Source organism: Pseudomonas sp. TH15, assembly GCF_016651105.1.
Lineage (GTDB): Bacteria > Pseudomonadota > Gammaproteobacteria > Pseudomonadales > Pseudomonadaceae > Aquipseudomonas.
The window spans coordinates 404,268-418,990 of sequence record NZ_JAEKEL010000001.1 but is presented as its reverse complement, the minus strand read 5'-3'; the positions used below and the strand labels follow the sequence as shown (position 1 = coordinate 418,990).

12 protein-coding genes are annotated in these 14,723 nt (G+C 59.8%); 4 read left to right on the top strand and 8 right to left on the bottom strand.

Going from position 1 to position 14,723, the window contains the following annotated elements:
- Positions 1–48 precede the first annotated feature (48 nt).
- A complete protein-coding gene (locus JFT87_RS01985) occupies positions 49–1,845 on the top strand; it encodes an acyl-CoA dehydrogenase C-terminal domain-containing protein (RefSeq protein ID WP_201198280.1) in 1,797 nt (598 codons plus the stop codon).
- 253 nt (positions 1,846–2,098) lie between these two features.
- Entirely contained in the window at positions 2,099–3,877 is a 1,779-nt protein-coding gene (locus JFT87_RS01980) for an acyl-CoA dehydrogenase C-terminal domain-containing protein (protein ID WP_201198279.1), read from the top strand.
- A 227-nt stretch (positions 3,878–4,104) separates the two neighbouring features.
- On the opposite strand, the gene JFT87_RS01975 is transcribed toward JFT87_RS01980, so the two are convergent.
- Entirely contained in the window at positions 4,105–5,034 is a 930-nt protein-coding gene (locus tag JFT87_RS01975) for a LysR family transcriptional regulator (RefSeq protein WP_201198278.1), read from the bottom strand.
- 169 nt (positions 5,035–5,203) lie between these two features.
- Here JFT87_RS01975 and JFT87_RS01970 point away from each other — a divergent pair, with 169 nt between their 5' ends.
- Together JFT87_RS01970 and JFT87_RS01965 are read left to right on the top strand one after the other, a co-directional pair.
- Positions 5,204–6,487: an aspartate aminotransferase family protein gene (locus JFT87_RS01970; protein WP_201198277.1), complete on the top strand. Its 1,284-nt coding sequence runs from the start codon at positions 5,204–5,206 to the stop codon at positions 6,485–6,487.
- A gap of 196 nt (positions 6,488–6,683) precedes the next feature.
- Positions 6,684–6,842, top strand: coding sequence for a YqaE/Pmp3 family membrane protein (locus tag JFT87_RS01965; RefSeq protein ID WP_007904205.1), 159 nt, complete (start codon positions 6,684–6,686; stop codon positions 6,840–6,842).
- Between the two features lie 151 nt (positions 6,843–6,993).
- Here the strand turns inward: JFT87_RS01965 and JFT87_RS01960 are convergent, their stop codons facing one another.
- From JFT87_RS01960 to pqqF, 7 genes are all read right to left on the bottom strand, one after another.
- A complete protein-coding gene (locus JFT87_RS01960) occupies positions 6,994–8,820 on the bottom strand; it encodes a S9 family peptidase (RefSeq protein ID WP_201198276.1) in 1,827 nt (608 codons plus the stop codon).
- Positions 8,786–9,928 carry a pyrroloquinoline quinone biosynthesis protein PqqE gene (gene pqqE, locus JFT87_RS01955; protein ID WP_201205046.1) on the bottom strand — a complete coding sequence of 381 codons (1,143 nt, stop codon included), beginning with the start codon at positions 9,926–9,928 and terminating at the stop codon, positions 8,786–8,788. Before pqqE ends, JFT87_RS01960 begins: the two co-directional genes overlap by 35 nt.
- A 4-nt stretch (positions 9,929–9,932) precedes the next feature.
- The gene (pqqD, locus tag JFT87_RS01950) at positions 9,933–10,208 is read right to left on the bottom strand and encodes a pyrroloquinoline quinone biosynthesis peptide chaperone PqqD (RefSeq protein WP_201198275.1); all 276 of its coding nucleotides are present in this window, start codon (positions 10,206–10,208) and stop codon (positions 9,933–9,935) included.
- Positions 10,205–10,957, bottom strand: a complete 753-nt coding sequence (gene pqqC / locus JFT87_RS01945; RefSeq protein ID WP_054044160.1) for a pyrroloquinoline-quinone synthase PqqC — start codon at positions 10,955–10,957, stop codon at positions 10,205–10,207. Before pqqC ends, pqqD begins: the two co-directional genes overlap by 4 nt.
- Positions 10,958–11,082: 125 nt before the next feature.
- Complete coding sequence (pqqB, locus tag JFT87_RS01940; RefSeq protein ID WP_201198274.1) at positions 11,083–11,994, bottom strand: pyrroloquinoline quinone biosynthesis protein PqqB; 912 nt, start codon at positions 11,992–11,994, stop codon at positions 11,083–11,085.
- A gap of 73 nt (positions 11,995–12,067) precedes the next feature.
- Positions 12,068–12,142: a pyrroloquinoline quinone precursor peptide PqqA gene (gene pqqA, locus JFT87_RS01935; RefSeq protein WP_009045898.1), complete on the bottom strand. Its 75-nt coding sequence runs from the start codon at positions 12,140–12,142 to the stop codon at positions 12,068–12,070.
- Positions 12,143–12,300: 158 nt separating this feature from the next.
- Positions 12,301–14,715 (bottom strand): pyrroloquinoline quinone biosynthesis protein PqqF, encoded by a 2,415-nt coding sequence (pqqF, locus tag JFT87_RS01930; protein ID WP_201198273.1) that lies wholly within the window; start codon positions 14,713–14,715, stop codon positions 12,301–12,303.
- Positions 14,716–14,723 lie beyond the last annotated feature (8 nt).

The window sequence follows — 14,723 nt, the reverse complement described above, 5'->3', positions numbered from 1 at the left end:
GTGGTGCGCGGCAGTAGGTTTGAGGTATCTGCTGCCGGAGAAACGACCATGCCTGAGTACAAAGCTCCCCTGCGCGACATGCGCTTTCTGATCGACCACGTCTTCGATTTTCACAGCAACTACGCCGCGCTCGGCGCTACCGACGCCAGCCCGGACATGGTCAATGCGATCCTCGAAGAAGGCGCGAAATTTTGTGAAAACGTTCTCGCACCGCTGAATCGCAGCGGTGATGAAGAAGGCTGCCATTTCGACAACGGCGTGGTGACAACGCCTACAGGCTTCAAGCAAGCCTTCGCACAATACGTGGAAGGTGGCTGGCATGGTCTGGCGGCCGATCCAACTTACGGCGGCCAGGGTTTGCCGAGCTCACTGGGCCTGGTCATCAGCGAGATGGTCGGCTCCAGCAACACCTCTTGGGGCATGTACCCCGGCCTGACCCACGGCGCAATGTCGGCGATCCACGCCCATGGCACCGAAGCGCAAAAACAGACTTACTTGAGCAAACTCACTGCCGGCCAATGGACCGGCACCATGTGCCTGACCGAAGCCCATTGCGGCACCGACCTGGGCATCATCAAGACCCGCGCGTTGCCCCAGGCTGATGGCAGTTACGCGATCTCCGGCAGCAAGATTTTCATCTCCGCCGGCGAACACGACATGAGCGACAACATCATTCATTTAGTGCTGGCCAAACTGCCGGATGCACCGGCCGGGACCAAGGGCATTTCGCTGTTCATCGTTCCCAAATTCCTACCCGATGCCGAAGGTGAAGCGGGCGAGCGCAACGGCGTTTCCTGCGGCTCCATCGAACACAAAATGGGCATCAAGGCTTCAGCCACCTGCGTGCTCAATTTTGACGATGCAAAGGGATTCTTGATCGGTGAAGCGAACAAAGGCCTGAATTGCATGTTCACCATGATGAACCACGCGCGCCTGGGCACCGGCATGCAGGGCTTATGTCTGGGCGAGGCGAGCTTCCAGGGCGCGATCAAGTACGCCAACGATCGCTTGCAAATGCGCTCGCTGACCGGCCCGAAAGCCCCGGAAAAACCTGCCGACCCGATCATCGTCCATCCCGATGTGCGCCGGATGTTACTGACCATGAAGGCCTTCAACGAAGGCAACCGGGCGCTGACCTACTTCACCGCGCAGTTGTTGGATGCCGCGCATTTGAGCGCGGATGAAACGGCGCGGCAGGATGCAGAAGATCTGTTGGCATTCCTGACGCCGATCTGCAAAGCCTTCATGACCGATACCGGCCTGGAAGTGACCAACCACGGCATGCAGGTGTTTGGCGGCCACGGCTTTATCCGCGAGTGGGGTATGGAGCAATTGGTTCGCGACTGCCGGATTGCGCCGATCTACGAAGGTACCAACGGCATTCAGGCGTTGGACTTGCTGGGACGTAAAGTCCTCGGCAGCCAGGGCAAACTGCTGCGTGGCTTTACCAAGATCGTCCACAAGTTCTGCGCGGCAAACGCGGAGCATCCACAGCTCGGCAGCTTTGTGGCACAGCTCAATGGTTTGAATCAGCAGTGGGGCGAGGTGACGACTAAAATCGGCATGGCCGCGATGAAAAATCCGGATGAAGTCGGCGCTGCGTCGGTGGATTACTTGATGTACAGCGGTTACATCATCCTCGGCTATCTATGGCTGCGCATGGCGCTGGTGGCTCAGGCGCAGTTGGGCGCGGGCAGCGGCGATGCCGATTATTGCCAGGGCAAACTGGCGACCTGCGAGTTCTACTTCAAGCGATTGCTGCCGCGAACTGCCGCTCATCGGGCGGCGATCGAGGCGGGGAGTGATTGCCTGATGAAGCTGCCGGCGGAGTTGTTTGCGCTTTGACGAGCGCGCTTTAAAAGCATCGCGGGTAAGCCTTGCTCCTACACGTCCAATGTTGTTCGCGAAGTTTGCGCACGGACCTGTAGGAGCGAGGCTTGCCCGCGAATGCGTTTGGCAGGCACAAGAACTCAGTGACTAAAAATTACAAATCGGTCACGTGCTGACCCTATGTGTCGTAAAAGTTGTTGGGTTACACTCGGACCCAACGAAAGCACCATTCCTACGAATCACCCGTTTAGATCTTGCGAGGTTTGCCATGGCTGACTACAAAGCGCCCCTGCGCGATATGCGCTTCGTCCTCAATGAAGTTTTCGAGGTCGCCAAACTCTGGGCCGAGCTGCCGGCGCTGGCGGATACCGTCGATGCTGAAACCGTCGAAGCCATTCTCGAAGAAGCCGGCAAGGTCACCAGCAAAAGCATCGCGCCCCTGAGCCGAGCGGCGGACGAAGAAGGCTGCCATTGGGCGGACGGTGCCGTCACCACACCGGCAGGTTTCCCACAGGCTTATCAGACTTATGCCGAAGGCGGTTGGGTCGGTGTCGGTGGCGATCCGGCCTACGGCGGCATGGGCATGCCCAAGGCTGTTTCGGCCCAGGTCGAAGAAATGGTCAACTCCGCCAGCCTGTCGTTTGGCTTGTACCCTATGCTGACGGCCGGCGCCTGCCTGTCGATCAACGCCCACGCCAGCGAAGAGCTGAAAGCCGCCTACCTGCCGAACATGTATGCCGGCGTCTGGGCCGGTTCGATGTGCCTGACCGAACCGCACGCTGGTACGGACCTGGGGATTATCCGCACCAAGGCCGAGCCTCAGGCCGACGGTTCCTACAAAGTCAGTGGCACCAAGATCTTCATCACCGGCGGCGAACACGACCTTACCGAGAACATCATTCACCTGGTGCTGGCCAAACTGCCGGACGCACCGGCGGGGCCGAAAGGCATTTCGCTGTTCCTGGTGCCGAAGTTCATGGTCAATGCCGATGGCAGCCTGGGCGCGCGCAACCCGGCCAACTGCGGTTCGATTGAACACAAAATGGGCATCCAGGCGTCCGCGACCTGCGTGATGAACTTCGACGAGGCCGTGGGTTACCTGGTCGGTGAGCCGAACAAAGGCCTGGCGGCGATGTTCACCATGATGAACTACGAGCGTCTGGGTGTTGGTATCCAGGGCCTGGCCACTGGCGAGCGCTCTTACCAGAACGCCGTTGAATATGCCCGCGACCGCCTGCAAAGCCGTTCGCCGACTGGCGCGCAGAACAAAGACAAAGTGGCTGACCCGATCATTGTCCACCCGGACGTGCGTCGCATGCTGCTGACCATGAAAGCCTCGAACGAAGGCGGTCGTGCCTTCTCCACCTATGTGGCGATGCAACTGGACACCGCCAAGTTCAGCGAAGACCCTACGACCCGCAAACGTGCGGAAGACCTGGTGGCGTTGCTGACGCCGGTAGCCAAGGCATTCCTGACCGATCTGGGCCTGGAAACCACCGTGCATGGCCAGCAAGTTTTCGGCGGCCACGGTTACATACGCGAGTGGGGCCAGGAACAACTGGTTCGCGACGTACGCATCACCCAGATCTACGAAGGCACCAATGGGATTCAGGCGCTGGACCTTGTAGGTCGCAAGATCGTCGGCACTGGCGGGGCGTTCTACAACCTGTTCGCGGATGAGATTCGTCACTTCACCGAGACAGCCAGTGCTGACCTGGCTGAGTTCACCAAGCCGTTGAACGACGCGGTGAGCACCCTTGATGAGCTGACTTCGTGGGTACTGGACCGGGCGAAAAACAACCCGAATGAAATCGGCGCGGCGTCGGTCGAATATCTGCAAGCATTCGGCTACGTTGCCTACGCCTACATGTGGGCATTGATGGCCAAGGCCGCTTTCGGCAAAGAAGCGCAGGACGAGTTCTACGCGAGCAAACTCGGCACGGCGCGATTCTATTTCGCCCGTCTGCTGCCACGGATTCACTCGTTGAGCGCGTCGGTGAAGGCCGGTAGCGAGTCGCTGTTCCTGCTGGACGCATCGCAGTTCTGACCCTGTAACGTCATGTAAGCAATCTCTTACATGACGTACTGCTGTTTTCCCATATGCGCCGATTGGATCCAGAGCTAATCTACTTCACATGGACGTCGCGCAGGAAGCGCAAAGTAACAACACGGACACGTAGGATTCTGCCAGGACGGCGGAGTGAAATGGATGTCAGGGAAACAGTCTGCAAAGCCCCGCTTCGGCGGGGTTTTCTTTTGCCTGCAGAAAAGTATTCAGCTCATCACATCCAGTGGCGCCGGGCCGTTCAAGCGGTCATCGGGACCATTGAGTACTTCTTCCAGTAACGTGCGCAGCAACGCCAGCGAGGCTTGTTGCCGTTGCACATCCCGGCACACCAACCCGACTTTCAGCGGCACTCGCGGCTCGGTCAGTGGTTTCCACAGCAGTTCATTATTGCCGAGCGCCTTTTGCGAGCGCCCGGGCAGAACAGTTGCCAGCCGCGTGTGGGGCAAGCTGTCGAGAATCCCCGCCATGTTGTTCAGTTCGGCTTGCACCTGCGGGCGTCGGCCAAGGCTGGCCAATTGCGTCTGCCAGATCTGCCGCAACTGAAACTCTTCGCCCAATAGCAGCATCGGTAATTCCGCGGCCTGACTCATGGAGACCTTCTTGAATTCGCGCAACGGATGATCCGCCGGGATGACAAGCGTCAGTTCATCTTCGTACAGCATCACGCCGTGCAATCCTGGTTGGCGAGGCGGCAGGTAGCTGATTCCGATGTCCAGGGAACCGTTGAGCAACCGCCGTTCGATCTCAAGTCCGGTCAGTTCATAGATCTGCACCACCAGATGCGGCTGCGCCTTGCGCACCCGTTCGAGCATCTGCGGCACCAGACTGGTGTGGACGGTCTGCAACACGCCAATCGCCAAGGTGCGCAGCGCCTGACCCTTGAAATTGCCCAGCGCTTCCCGCGCCCGTTGCAGGCCATCGAGCAACGGCAGCGCGTGGTTGTACAACGTGTGTGCCGCCAGGGTCGGCAGCAAGCGTTTGCTGCTGCGCTCGAACAGGCTCACATCGAGGTTCTGTTCGAGGTGGCGGATCTGCTGCGACAGCGCCGGTTGTGAGATGGACAGTCGCTCGGCAGCCCGGCCCACATGGCCTTCTTCGTAGACCGCGACGAAATAACGCAGTTGCTTGAAATCCATAAGTAATACTTATCGAAAATGCTGTGAAATCGAAATGGCTCAGCGCCGTGCCTGCGCCTAGTCTAACCGCATTCACAAGGCTTACAGGGCCGGAAAGCACGATGAATACCGTTTGCATCGATGGTGTTTGCATAGGAAAGACGAAAAACCTAAAGCGAGGTTTTTTGAGATGAATTTGTTTAATTTGCGGCGCAGCCCTCCCAGTCTGGATGATCTGGTCATGGACACCGTGCAGCCATCGCACCGTGACAACCTGTCCAGCGAATGCCTGATGCCCAGCGTCGAGCGGCCACAGCAGATTTTTGTGCGTGGGCAAGGTTCGTGGTTGTGGGATAGCGATGATCGCGCTTATCTGGATTTCACCCAGGGTGGTGGGGCCAACAGCCTGGGGCATAGCCCGTCAGTGCTGGTCAACGCGATTTCGGATCAGGCCCGGACGCTGATCAACCCCGGTTTCGGCCTGCATAACCGCGCCATGCTCAACCTCGCCGAACGGCTTTGCGCCAGTACTGGCAGCGATCAGGCCTACCTGCTCAACAGTGGCAGCGAAGCCTGCGACGCGGCGATCAAGTTGGCACGCAAATGGGGTCAGCTGCATCGCGGCGGCGCTTCGCGGATCATCGTTGCCAACAAGGGCTGCCATGGCCGTAGTCTCGGGACGATTTCGGCGTCGGACAGTTCTAACCTGACCAATCGATTTGAGCCGCAGCTACCGGGCTTCAGCCACGTCCCGTTCAATGACCTTCCAGCGTTGCGTGCAGCCGTAGACGCTCGGACCGTGGCGATCATGCTCGAGCCGATCCAGAGTGAAGCCGGGGTGATTCCGGCCGTCGAGCATTACCTCAAGGGTGTTGAACGGTTGTGTCGTGAACTGGGCATCCTGCTGATCCTCGACGAAGTCCAGACCGGGATCGGCCGTTGCGGCACCTTGCTCGCGGAACAATCCTACGGCGTGCGGGCCGATATCGTTGTGCTCGGCAAAGGCTTGGGCGGTGGCGTGCCGTTGGCGGCATTGCTTGCCCGAGGCAAGGCCTGTTGTTTCGACATCGGTGAAATGATCGGCACCCACCACGGCAATGCACTGATGACCGCTGCCGGCCTGGCCGTTCTTGATAGCGTGCAGGACAAAGGCTTTCTCGAACATGTACAGAAAACCGGTCAGTACCTTGGCGAAGGTCTTGGGCGCTTGGCTAATCGCTACGGCCACGGCGAACTGCGCGGGCAAGGGCTGTTTTGGGGACTGACACTGTCGGACGATTCAGCCGACGCGGTCGTCAAAGCAGCACACCATGAAGGCTTGCTGCTCAACGCCCCACAACCCGATTGCCTGCGCTTCACCCCGGCGCTCACCGTCAGCAAAGCCAACATCGACGAAATGCTCCTACGCCTGGCTCGCGCTTTTTCCCGGGTACGCACCGCGCAACTGCAGTGCCGCAAAGGGATTGCCGTCTGATCAGACTCGCCCTACACGAATTACCGAACCGTCTCGCGGTATAACGCATCGCCCCACGCCTGATTCTTTTGGCGTGGGGCGTTTTTTTGAGCGTGGTGGTGGCGATCAAATGGCAACTGCACTGAACCCTGACGAACGGCGCAGGTCGATTGGTTGTGTGGCTCATGCGAGCCAACTTCAAATCAGGAGCTGCCCCATGGATTTCATTCGAATCATCATCGCCATTCTGTTGCCGCCCCTGGGTGTGTTTCTGCAAGTCGGTTTCGCCGGGGCGTTCTGGCTGAATATTCTGCTGACGCTGTGCGGTTATATTCCGGGGATCGTGCATGCGGTGTACATCATTGCCAAGCGTTGAGTTTCGCGGTGTCAGATAGATCGCTTTCGCGAGCAAGCCCGCTCCCACAGTAGTCTCGGTCGTACAAAGATTTTGTGTACACCAAAAAACCTGTGGGAGCTGGCTTGCCAGCGATTGGGGCGACACCGGGCCGGAAGACGGCAGCGGGTTTTCAGTCCGCCAACGCCATCACCCGCCGATAAAACACCCACTCCTGCTCCAGCGCATGCGCCTGATTACCCGCCTTGCGAAACCCATGACGTTCGTCTGCGTAGTAATGGGCTTCAACCAGAATGCCGTTGTCCTGCAACGCCGTGACCATGTCCCGGGTTTGCTGCGGCACCACCACGGCATCCAGTTCACCCTGAAAGAAAATCACTGGCACGGCGATGTTACTCGCGTGCAATAACGGCGTTCGGGCGGCATAACGCTCGGCATCCTGCAGCGGATCGCCGATCAACCAATCCAGATAGTCGCCCTCGAACTTGTGAGTCGCTTTGCCCAATGCAACGGGATCGCTGACGCCATACAGGCTGGCGCCGGCGCGGAAGACTTTGTGAAAGGCGAGCGCGCACAGCGTGGTGTAACCGCCAGCACTGCCGCCGCGAATGAATGCATTGTCGCCGTCGATCAGCCCGCGTTCGGCGAGATAAGCGACCACTGCGCAAGCATCCTCCACATCCACATCACCCCAACTCAAATGCAGTGCCTGGCGATAATCCCGGCCATAGCCGCTGCTGCCGCGATAGTTGAGATCGGCCACGGCAAAGCCCCGTTGCGCCCAGTACTGGATGCGTGGGTCGAGCATCGGGTAGCAGGCCGACGTCGGGCCGCCGTGGATGAACACCACCAGCGCAGGTTTCGCCTCTCCTGTCATTGCCGGGTAGAAGAAACCATGAGCCTCGCCCGAACCGCTCGGGTAGCGCAGGGTTTGCGGGCGGCTGATCTTTTCGGCAGGCAACGGTGCGATGCCGCCGGCCAGTACATTGACCTGTCGGGTGTTGCGGTCGATGGCAATGACTGCCGAAGCCGTAACCGGCGAGGCTGCGATGCAGTAAATGAACTGTTCATCGAATGCGAGACTTCGGAAGCGGCTGTAATCCCCGGTGAAATCCTCAGGTGCTTCGCCGCAAAGGCCCAAACGGCCAAATCCGTCTTCGGTCCAACTGGCCAGATACGTGTTGTCGTTCAACGGTAACCAGGTGCAGCCGCCCAATTGCCATGGTGCGGGGCCGTGATCGGCCGCGGCGCTCGGCAATGGCGTCAGACCCTCGGTAGATTCCACCCACGGTTGCCAAAATCCGTCGCGATCGGTCAAGCAGTACAAGCGACCGTTGGCGTCGAACCGAGGTTGCTGCACAGACTCTGGAGCCCTACCACCCGCTACACAACGCGGCTGACCAAAACCGCTCTCGTCCTGGCGTTCTGCAACCATCAGACGAGTCGTTGTCCATGGCTGATCCGGCCGGCTCCACTCGATCCAGGCCAGACGTCGAGCATCCGCACTCAGGGTCGGCGAGGCGTAAAAGTCCGCGCCTTCAGCCAGCAAATGACGCACACCGTCCGCCAGGTCGATGGCCACCAGCCGATGCTGATCGCGATGTTCTTCAACCGCCAGAATTTGCCCATTGGCGAACCGCAGATCGCCATAACGGCACTCGTCCGACGTCATCACTTCAGGCGTCTCGCCCTTCAGCGATTGCCGATACAGTTGCTGGTCCGCCTCGTTGACGAAAACAATCCCGTCATCCGTCAGACAAAACGCTCCGCCGCCATATTCGTACACCCGACTTCGCACACTGAATCCCGGCGGTGTCAGACATTTCGCCTGACCGTCGCGCCAGTGCCAGATCCGGCAGGCTGCATCTTGGGGACGGTACTCGTTCCAGAACAGACCCTGCTTGCCCAGTTGTAGTTCGGCGAAGTCGATACCGGCCGTGACGGCTTTGGCGGCGCTGAAAGGCTCAGCCTTTAGCGATGAGTCGTGAGTTTCGTTCATTGCGAAAGGCCAGTTGTTCGATGGTCTGGGTCGCGTGCTCGGCTTCTTCGCGGGCCTTGAGAATCACGCCGTGATGTTCCGACTTGCTGCACACCGGGTCGGCATTGCTCGCGTCACCGGTCAACATGAAGGCCTGGCAACGGCAGCCGCCGAAGTCCTTTTCTTTCTCATCGCAGGAGCGGCACGGCTCGGGCATCCAGTCGTAACCACGAAAGCGATTAAAGCCGAACGAGTCGTACCAGATGTGCTGCATGCTGTGGTCGCGTACGTTCGGAAATTGCACTGGCATCTGTCGGGCGCCATGACAGGGCAGGGCGGTTCCGTCCGGCGTGACTGTCAGAAAAATACTGCCCCAGCCATTCATGCAGGCTTTCGGACGTTCTTCGTAGTAGTCCGGGGTGACGAAAATCAGTTTGCACGGATGCCCTTCGGCTTCCAGTTTGGCGCGGTATTCGTTGGTGATGCGTTCAGCGCGGACCAGTTGTTCCTTGGTCGGCAGTAGGCCGACCCGATTGAGCTGCGCCCAACCATAGAACTGGCAGGTGGCGAGTTCGACGAAGTCGGCCTCCAGGGCGATGCACAGCTCGATGATCCGGTCGATCTTGTCGATGTTGTGCCGATGGGTGACGAAGTTCAGCACCATCGGGTAGCCGTGGGCCTTTACCGCACGGGCCATTTCGAGCTTCTGCGCGAAGGCCTTTTTCGAGCCGGCCAGCAGGTTGTTCACCTGCTCGTCGCTGGCCTGAAAGCTGATCTGGATGTGGTCGAGGCCAGCCTTCTTGAAGTCGCTGATTTTCTGCTCGGTCAGGCCAATGCCCGAGGTGATCAGGTTGGTGTAGAAACCCAACTTACGCGCTTCGGCGATCAACTCGGCGAGGTCCTGGCGTACCAGCGGTTCACCGCCGGAGAAACCCAACTGCGCCGCGCCCATCTCCCGCGCTTCGCGAAAGACCTTGATCCACTGCTCGGTGCTGAGTTCTTTGCCCTGTTCGGCGAAATCCAGCGGATTGGAGCAGTACGGGCATTGCAGCGGGCAGCGATAGGTCAGCTCGGCCAGCAGCCACAGCGGCAGGCCGATTTCCGGTTTGGGCGGTAACTTGTCCGACACAGAGTCAGGCAAGTTCGATCCAGTACTGAGCACGGGCGACCTCCATGAATTGCTCGATGTCTTCACCGAGTTCGGGCACGCCAGGGAACTGCGCGTCGAGTGCGGCAATGATCGCGGCCACGTCACGCTGGCCGTCGATCAAACCGCCAATCAGCGCGGCGCTTTCATTGAGTTTGATCATGCCTTCCGGGTACAGCAGCACGTGGCCTTTCTGCGCCGGTTCGTACTGGTAACGGTAGCCGGTACGCCAGGTCGGGGTTTTGCTGCGATCGAAACTCATAAGGTGATTCCTTTATGCCAGACCCGCTGCTCGGTCACGCTGTGATACGGCGGGCGATTCAGCTCGTAGGCCATGGTCATGGCATCGAGCATGCTCCAAAGAATGTCCAGTTTGAACTGGAGAATTTCCAGCATGCGCTCCTGGCCTTCCCGGGTGGTGTAGTGCTGCAAGGTGATCGCCAGACCGTGCTCGACATCGCGACGGGCCTGGCCCAGGCGCGTGCGGAAATACTCGTAACCGGTCGGGTCGATCCACGGGTAATGCTGCGGCCAACTGTCCAGGCGCGATTGGTGGATCTGCGGCGCGAACAGCTCGGTCAGCGAACTGCTGGCGGCTTCCTGCCAACTGGCCCGACGGGCGAAATTGACGTAGGCGTCCACGGCAAAACGTACGCCGGGTAGCACCAACTCTTGGGAGCGTAACTGATCCGGGTCGAGGCCAACGGCTTGGCCCAATCGCAGCCAGGCTTCGATGCCGCCGTCTTCGCCGGGGGCGCCGTCGTGGTCGAGCAGGCGCTGAATCCATTCGCGACGAATTTCGCGGTCCGGGCAGTTGGCGAGGATCGCGGCGTCTTTTAGCGGGATGTTCACCTGGTAGTAGAAGCGGTTGGCGACCCAGCCCTGGATCTGCTCGCGGGTCGCCCGGCCTTCGTACATCGCCACGTGATAGGGGTGGTAGATGTGGTAGTAGGCGCCCTTTGCACGCAGGGCGGCTTCGAATTCGGTGGGGGACATTGCGGTGTCAGTCATTTCGGTTCTCCGGGTAGGACCGGTGGTTCTTTGGTGTCTGGTCTGACGCCTTCGCGAGCAAGCCCGCTCCCACATTGGAATGCGGTTCCCTGTGGGAGCGGGCTTGCCCGCGAAGGGGCCATTAGCTACAACACAATACTCATGCCGTCATAAGCCACTTCAACCTCACGCCGCGCCAACTCCGCGCGCTGCGGCGAATCCTCGTCGAGAATCGGGTTGGTGTTGTTGATGTGGATAAGCACTTTGCGCTGTTTGGGCAGTTGTTCCAGCACTTCCAGCATGCCGCCGGGGCCGTTCTGCGCCAGGTGACCCATTTCCCGACCGGTGCGGGTGCCGACGCCACGGCGCTGCATTTCATCGTCATCCCACATCGTGCCGTCCACCAGCAGGCAATCGCTGCCGGCCATGATCTCCAGCAACGGCGCGTCGACTTTGCCCAGACCCGGTGCGTAGAACAGTTTGCCGCCGGTGCTGATGTCTTCGACGATCAGGCCGATATTGTCGCCCGGGTGCGGGTCGAAGCGGTGCGGCGAGTAGGGCGGCGCGGCGCTGCGCAATGGCAGCGGGGTGAAGCGCAGGTTTGGGCAGGCCGGGACGGTGAAACTCTGGTCGAGTTCGATGCGGTTCCAGTTCAGCCCGCCGTTCCAGTGGGTCAGCATGGTGAACAGCGGAAAACCGCTGCTCAGGTCTTCGTGGACCATGTCGGTGCACCAGACTTGATGCGGGCAACCTTCGCGCAGGCTGAGCAGGCCAGTGGTGTGGTCGATCTGGCTGTCCATCAGGATGATCGCGCTGATCCCGGTATCACGCAGGGCGCGGCCCGGTTGCATCGGGGCGAAGCTCTGGAGCTGGGCGCGGATGTCCGGCGAGGCATTGCACAGCACCCAGTTCACGCCGTCATCGGAAATCGCGATGGACGATTGGGTCCGCGCCTTGGCATTCAGGCTGCCGTCGCGAAAACCTGCGCAGTTCACGCAGTTGCAATTCCACTGCGGGAAACCACCGCCAGCGGCGGAACCTAGAATCTGGACAAACATGGCCGCTCCATCATTTTGAAAACTGAAAATAAAAACGCCTCGGCAGACCGAGGCGTTGCACAACGATACAAACTTAGCGGCTTGCGAAGTACATGGTGACTTCAAAGCCGATACGCAGGTCGGTGTAAGCAGGTTTGGACCAGGACATAAGGTGACTCCTCAATGGGTGGGTGGGATAGCGCTATCCATAGGTATAGTCCACGGCAGCGCAGGGATGTTCCAAATAGTTAGGCTGCTATGTTACTCAAAATTTCCAGGTGATGGCCCGTGAATCTTTGAGAAAGCTCCTTGCAGCGTTGGTAATGATCATTTTGCCGCTTGCCAAGGCGCGCCGGGCGCCGGCTCGTTGGCGAGGCAGAGCCAGCCGCCTTCGGCAGTGTTTAACCGTTGCGCCGCTGCCTGCAGTGTCGGTCGATCGAGGCGGCCGATTGCGCCGGCCAGTTGCACCAGGTAATCCGACGAGTGGCCAGCGAGTTTCGCCTGCCAGAGCAGCTCGGCAGCGTTTTGGGTCGACAGATTGCTGCCGTCGAATTGCTCGGCGAGCACTTGACTGAGTTGCTTGAGCCCCTCGTCGTCAAGGTTCTCGATCAGTACGGCAGTGCCTGCGATGAATTGCTCAATGTGCTTGAGCAGGTCCGTGGTCGCGACGTCAGGCGCTTGCACACCGAACAGCAACCCGGTCTGGCCATGCATTTGTCGCAGCGCGCTGAACACTGCGTAACCCAGCTGCAATTCTCCGCGCAGGCGCTGATAGAAAGGCGTCTGGCACAGTTGTGCAAGCATACGCCAGGCGGCCTCGTCGGTGATGTCGCGGCTGGCGGTCGGGCAAAACAGCAGCAAGGCATGTTCGCTGGACGCGGTGTCGATGTGGCGCCACAGATGTTGGGGCGGGAGCGCTGCCGGTGCCGGCAATTGATTGTCCGGGATGCCCGGAATGCGGCTCAGGGCCAAACCCATGGCGGATTGAGTCAGTGGGCTGAGGCCCAGGGCCAGGCCGTCCCAGCGCGAAGTTGTCCACAGGTGTTTGGCATCGTCGCTGGTTTTCGCTGTTTCAAGGCCATGCTCCGGGAGCGCCTTCAGCAGTTTACGGATGGGCATCAACGCCGTTTCTGCTTCGCCCTGCGCGGAATTGGCGTCTACTTGCGTCAGACATTTCAGCGCGTGTTCAAGGACGCCGGGCATCGGCTCTTGCAGGCCGATCAGTTTCAGCAGCCATTGATTTCCGGAAGTGCTGAGCGATACCTCGACCCCGGCCTGACGCGCGTCATCCTGAGTTTCTCGCAGGCTGCGCAACAGCTTCGCTTGCACGTCAGCAGTGGCCGCGGCCTGCAACTGCCAGCGCAAATAAATCGCACCGTCATCAGTGGTGTCTGGCAATGCCTGGCTGAACAGCATCGGCGAGCGTTCACGACGGCCGCGCGAGCGATCCTGAGCGAACGTGCGCAGGCCACGGTGGGCGCTGGTTTGCCCGCGAATCAGACCGGCGTTGGCCAGCGGTTCGCTGGCGCGCAGAAAGGGGTTGGCGGCAGGCAGGTGCCAGTGATCACTGAAGTTATCCACAACGCCGATTTCGCGGAGGATTTGTGTCAGGGCTTGAGCGCCGAAATCGGTCAGCCCGTTTTCTCGCTGTTCACTGTCGAGCCGCGCCAATTGCAGTGCGCCACTGACTTGTTGCTGACGCTTGAGCAGGGCTGCATATTCCTCGCGAAGGGGCGTCCAGTTCTGTTGCGCGAAGAAGCTCAGCCAATCCAGCACGTGTTCGCCAATGGCATTCAGCGATTCGGCGGCAGCGCTGAACTCCAGGTGCAGCAGCGCTTGCCCGGCAAAGTGGTACAGCGGCGCGGCTTTCAAATCGCCGGCCAGACCCTGATTTTGCAAAAAGACCAACAATCCACCCGGTTTGGCGTTGTTCAGCCAATGGCAGAGAAACGCCAAAGCCTCGACCGAGGCGTCGGGCAAAGCGTCGAACGCGAACAGCAGATTGCCGCGTCGCTCACCGACCTGTTGATAACTTTTCACCGCCAGCGGGATGGGCGCGGCCTGGGTAACTTTATCCCCAACCGGTAATGCCGTCGCAAACTGCTCCGCCAGCGTGCGCAATTGATCAACGCTCTGCGGCCCCACCAGGCTCAGGGTCATCTGTCCGGTGCGATAAAACTGCTGGTGGAAACCTTGCAACGCCTGTTGAAACCCAGGTTGCTCAATTTGCAGGCTGTCCCGATTCCCCGCATGAAAGCCGCGTAACGGATGCGCTGCCGGTAAACCTTCGAACAACCCCAACTGCTGCTGCGCCGTCGCATCCTCGGACCACGCGACAAACTCTGCCTGCAACACTTCCCGTTCCCGCAATTGATCGTCCAGATTCATACGCGGGTGGGCGAGCATGTCTGACAGACGCTCCAGCCCACCGGCAAATGCCTGTGGCGACAATTCAAAAAAGAAATCGGTGGTGCGCTCACTTGTTCGCGCATTCACCTGCCCGCCATGACCCTGAACGTAGGCCATCAGCCCTTGGCCGGTAGGAAAACGCTCGGTTCCCAGAAACAGCAGGTGCTCAAGAAAATGCGCCAATCCGGGCCAGGCCAGAGACACATCATGACTGCCGGCAGCCACCCGCAACGCCGCCGCGCTGCGCTTCAATTCGGGGGCATGACGCAGCATCACCCGCAGGCCGTTAGCCAGGGTTTCAGTGTGGGGGCGGGGGTGATTCAGCGCAGGCATGAGCACTT

Excerpts from the sequence above, each read along its gene's own strand:
- JFT87_RS01985 (WP_201198280.1), top strand. The coding sequence starts at position 49 with ATGCCTGAGTACAAAGCTCCCCTGCGCGACATGCGCTTTCTGATCGAC.
- JFT87_RS01980 (WP_201198279.1), top strand. The coding sequence starts at position 2,099 with ATGGCTGACTACAAAGCGCCCCTGCGCGATATGCGCTTCGTCCTCAAT.
- JFT87_RS01975 (WP_201198278.1), bottom strand. The coding sequence starts at position 5,034 with ATGGATTTCAAGCAACTGCGTTATTTCGTCGCGGTCTACGAAGAAGGC.
- JFT87_RS01970 (WP_201198277.1), top strand. The coding sequence starts at position 5,204 with ATGAATTTGTTTAATTTGCGGCGCAGCCCTCCCAGTCTGGATGATCTG.
- JFT87_RS01965 (WP_007904205.1), top strand. The coding sequence starts at position 6,684 with ATGGATTTCATTCGAATCATCATCGCCATTCTGTTGCCGCCCCTGGGT.
- JFT87_RS01960 (WP_201198276.1), bottom strand. The coding sequence starts at position 8,820 with ATGAACGAAACTCACGACTCATCGCTAAAGGCTGAGCCTTTCAGCGCC.
- pqqD (WP_201198275.1), bottom strand. The coding sequence starts at position 10,208 with ATGAGTTTCGATCGCAGCAAAACCCCGACCTGGCGTACCGGCTACCGT.
- pqqC (WP_054044160.1), bottom strand. The coding sequence starts at position 10,957 with ATGACTGACACCGCAATGTCCCCCACCGAATTCGAAGCCGCCCTGCGT.
- pqqB (WP_201198274.1), bottom strand. The coding sequence starts at position 11,994 with ATGTTTGTCCAGATTCTAGGTTCCGCCGCTGGCGGTGGTTTCCCGCAG.
- pqqF (WP_201198273.1), bottom strand. The coding sequence starts at position 14,715 with ATGCCTGCGCTGAATCACCCCCGCCCCCACACTGAAACCCTGGCTAAC.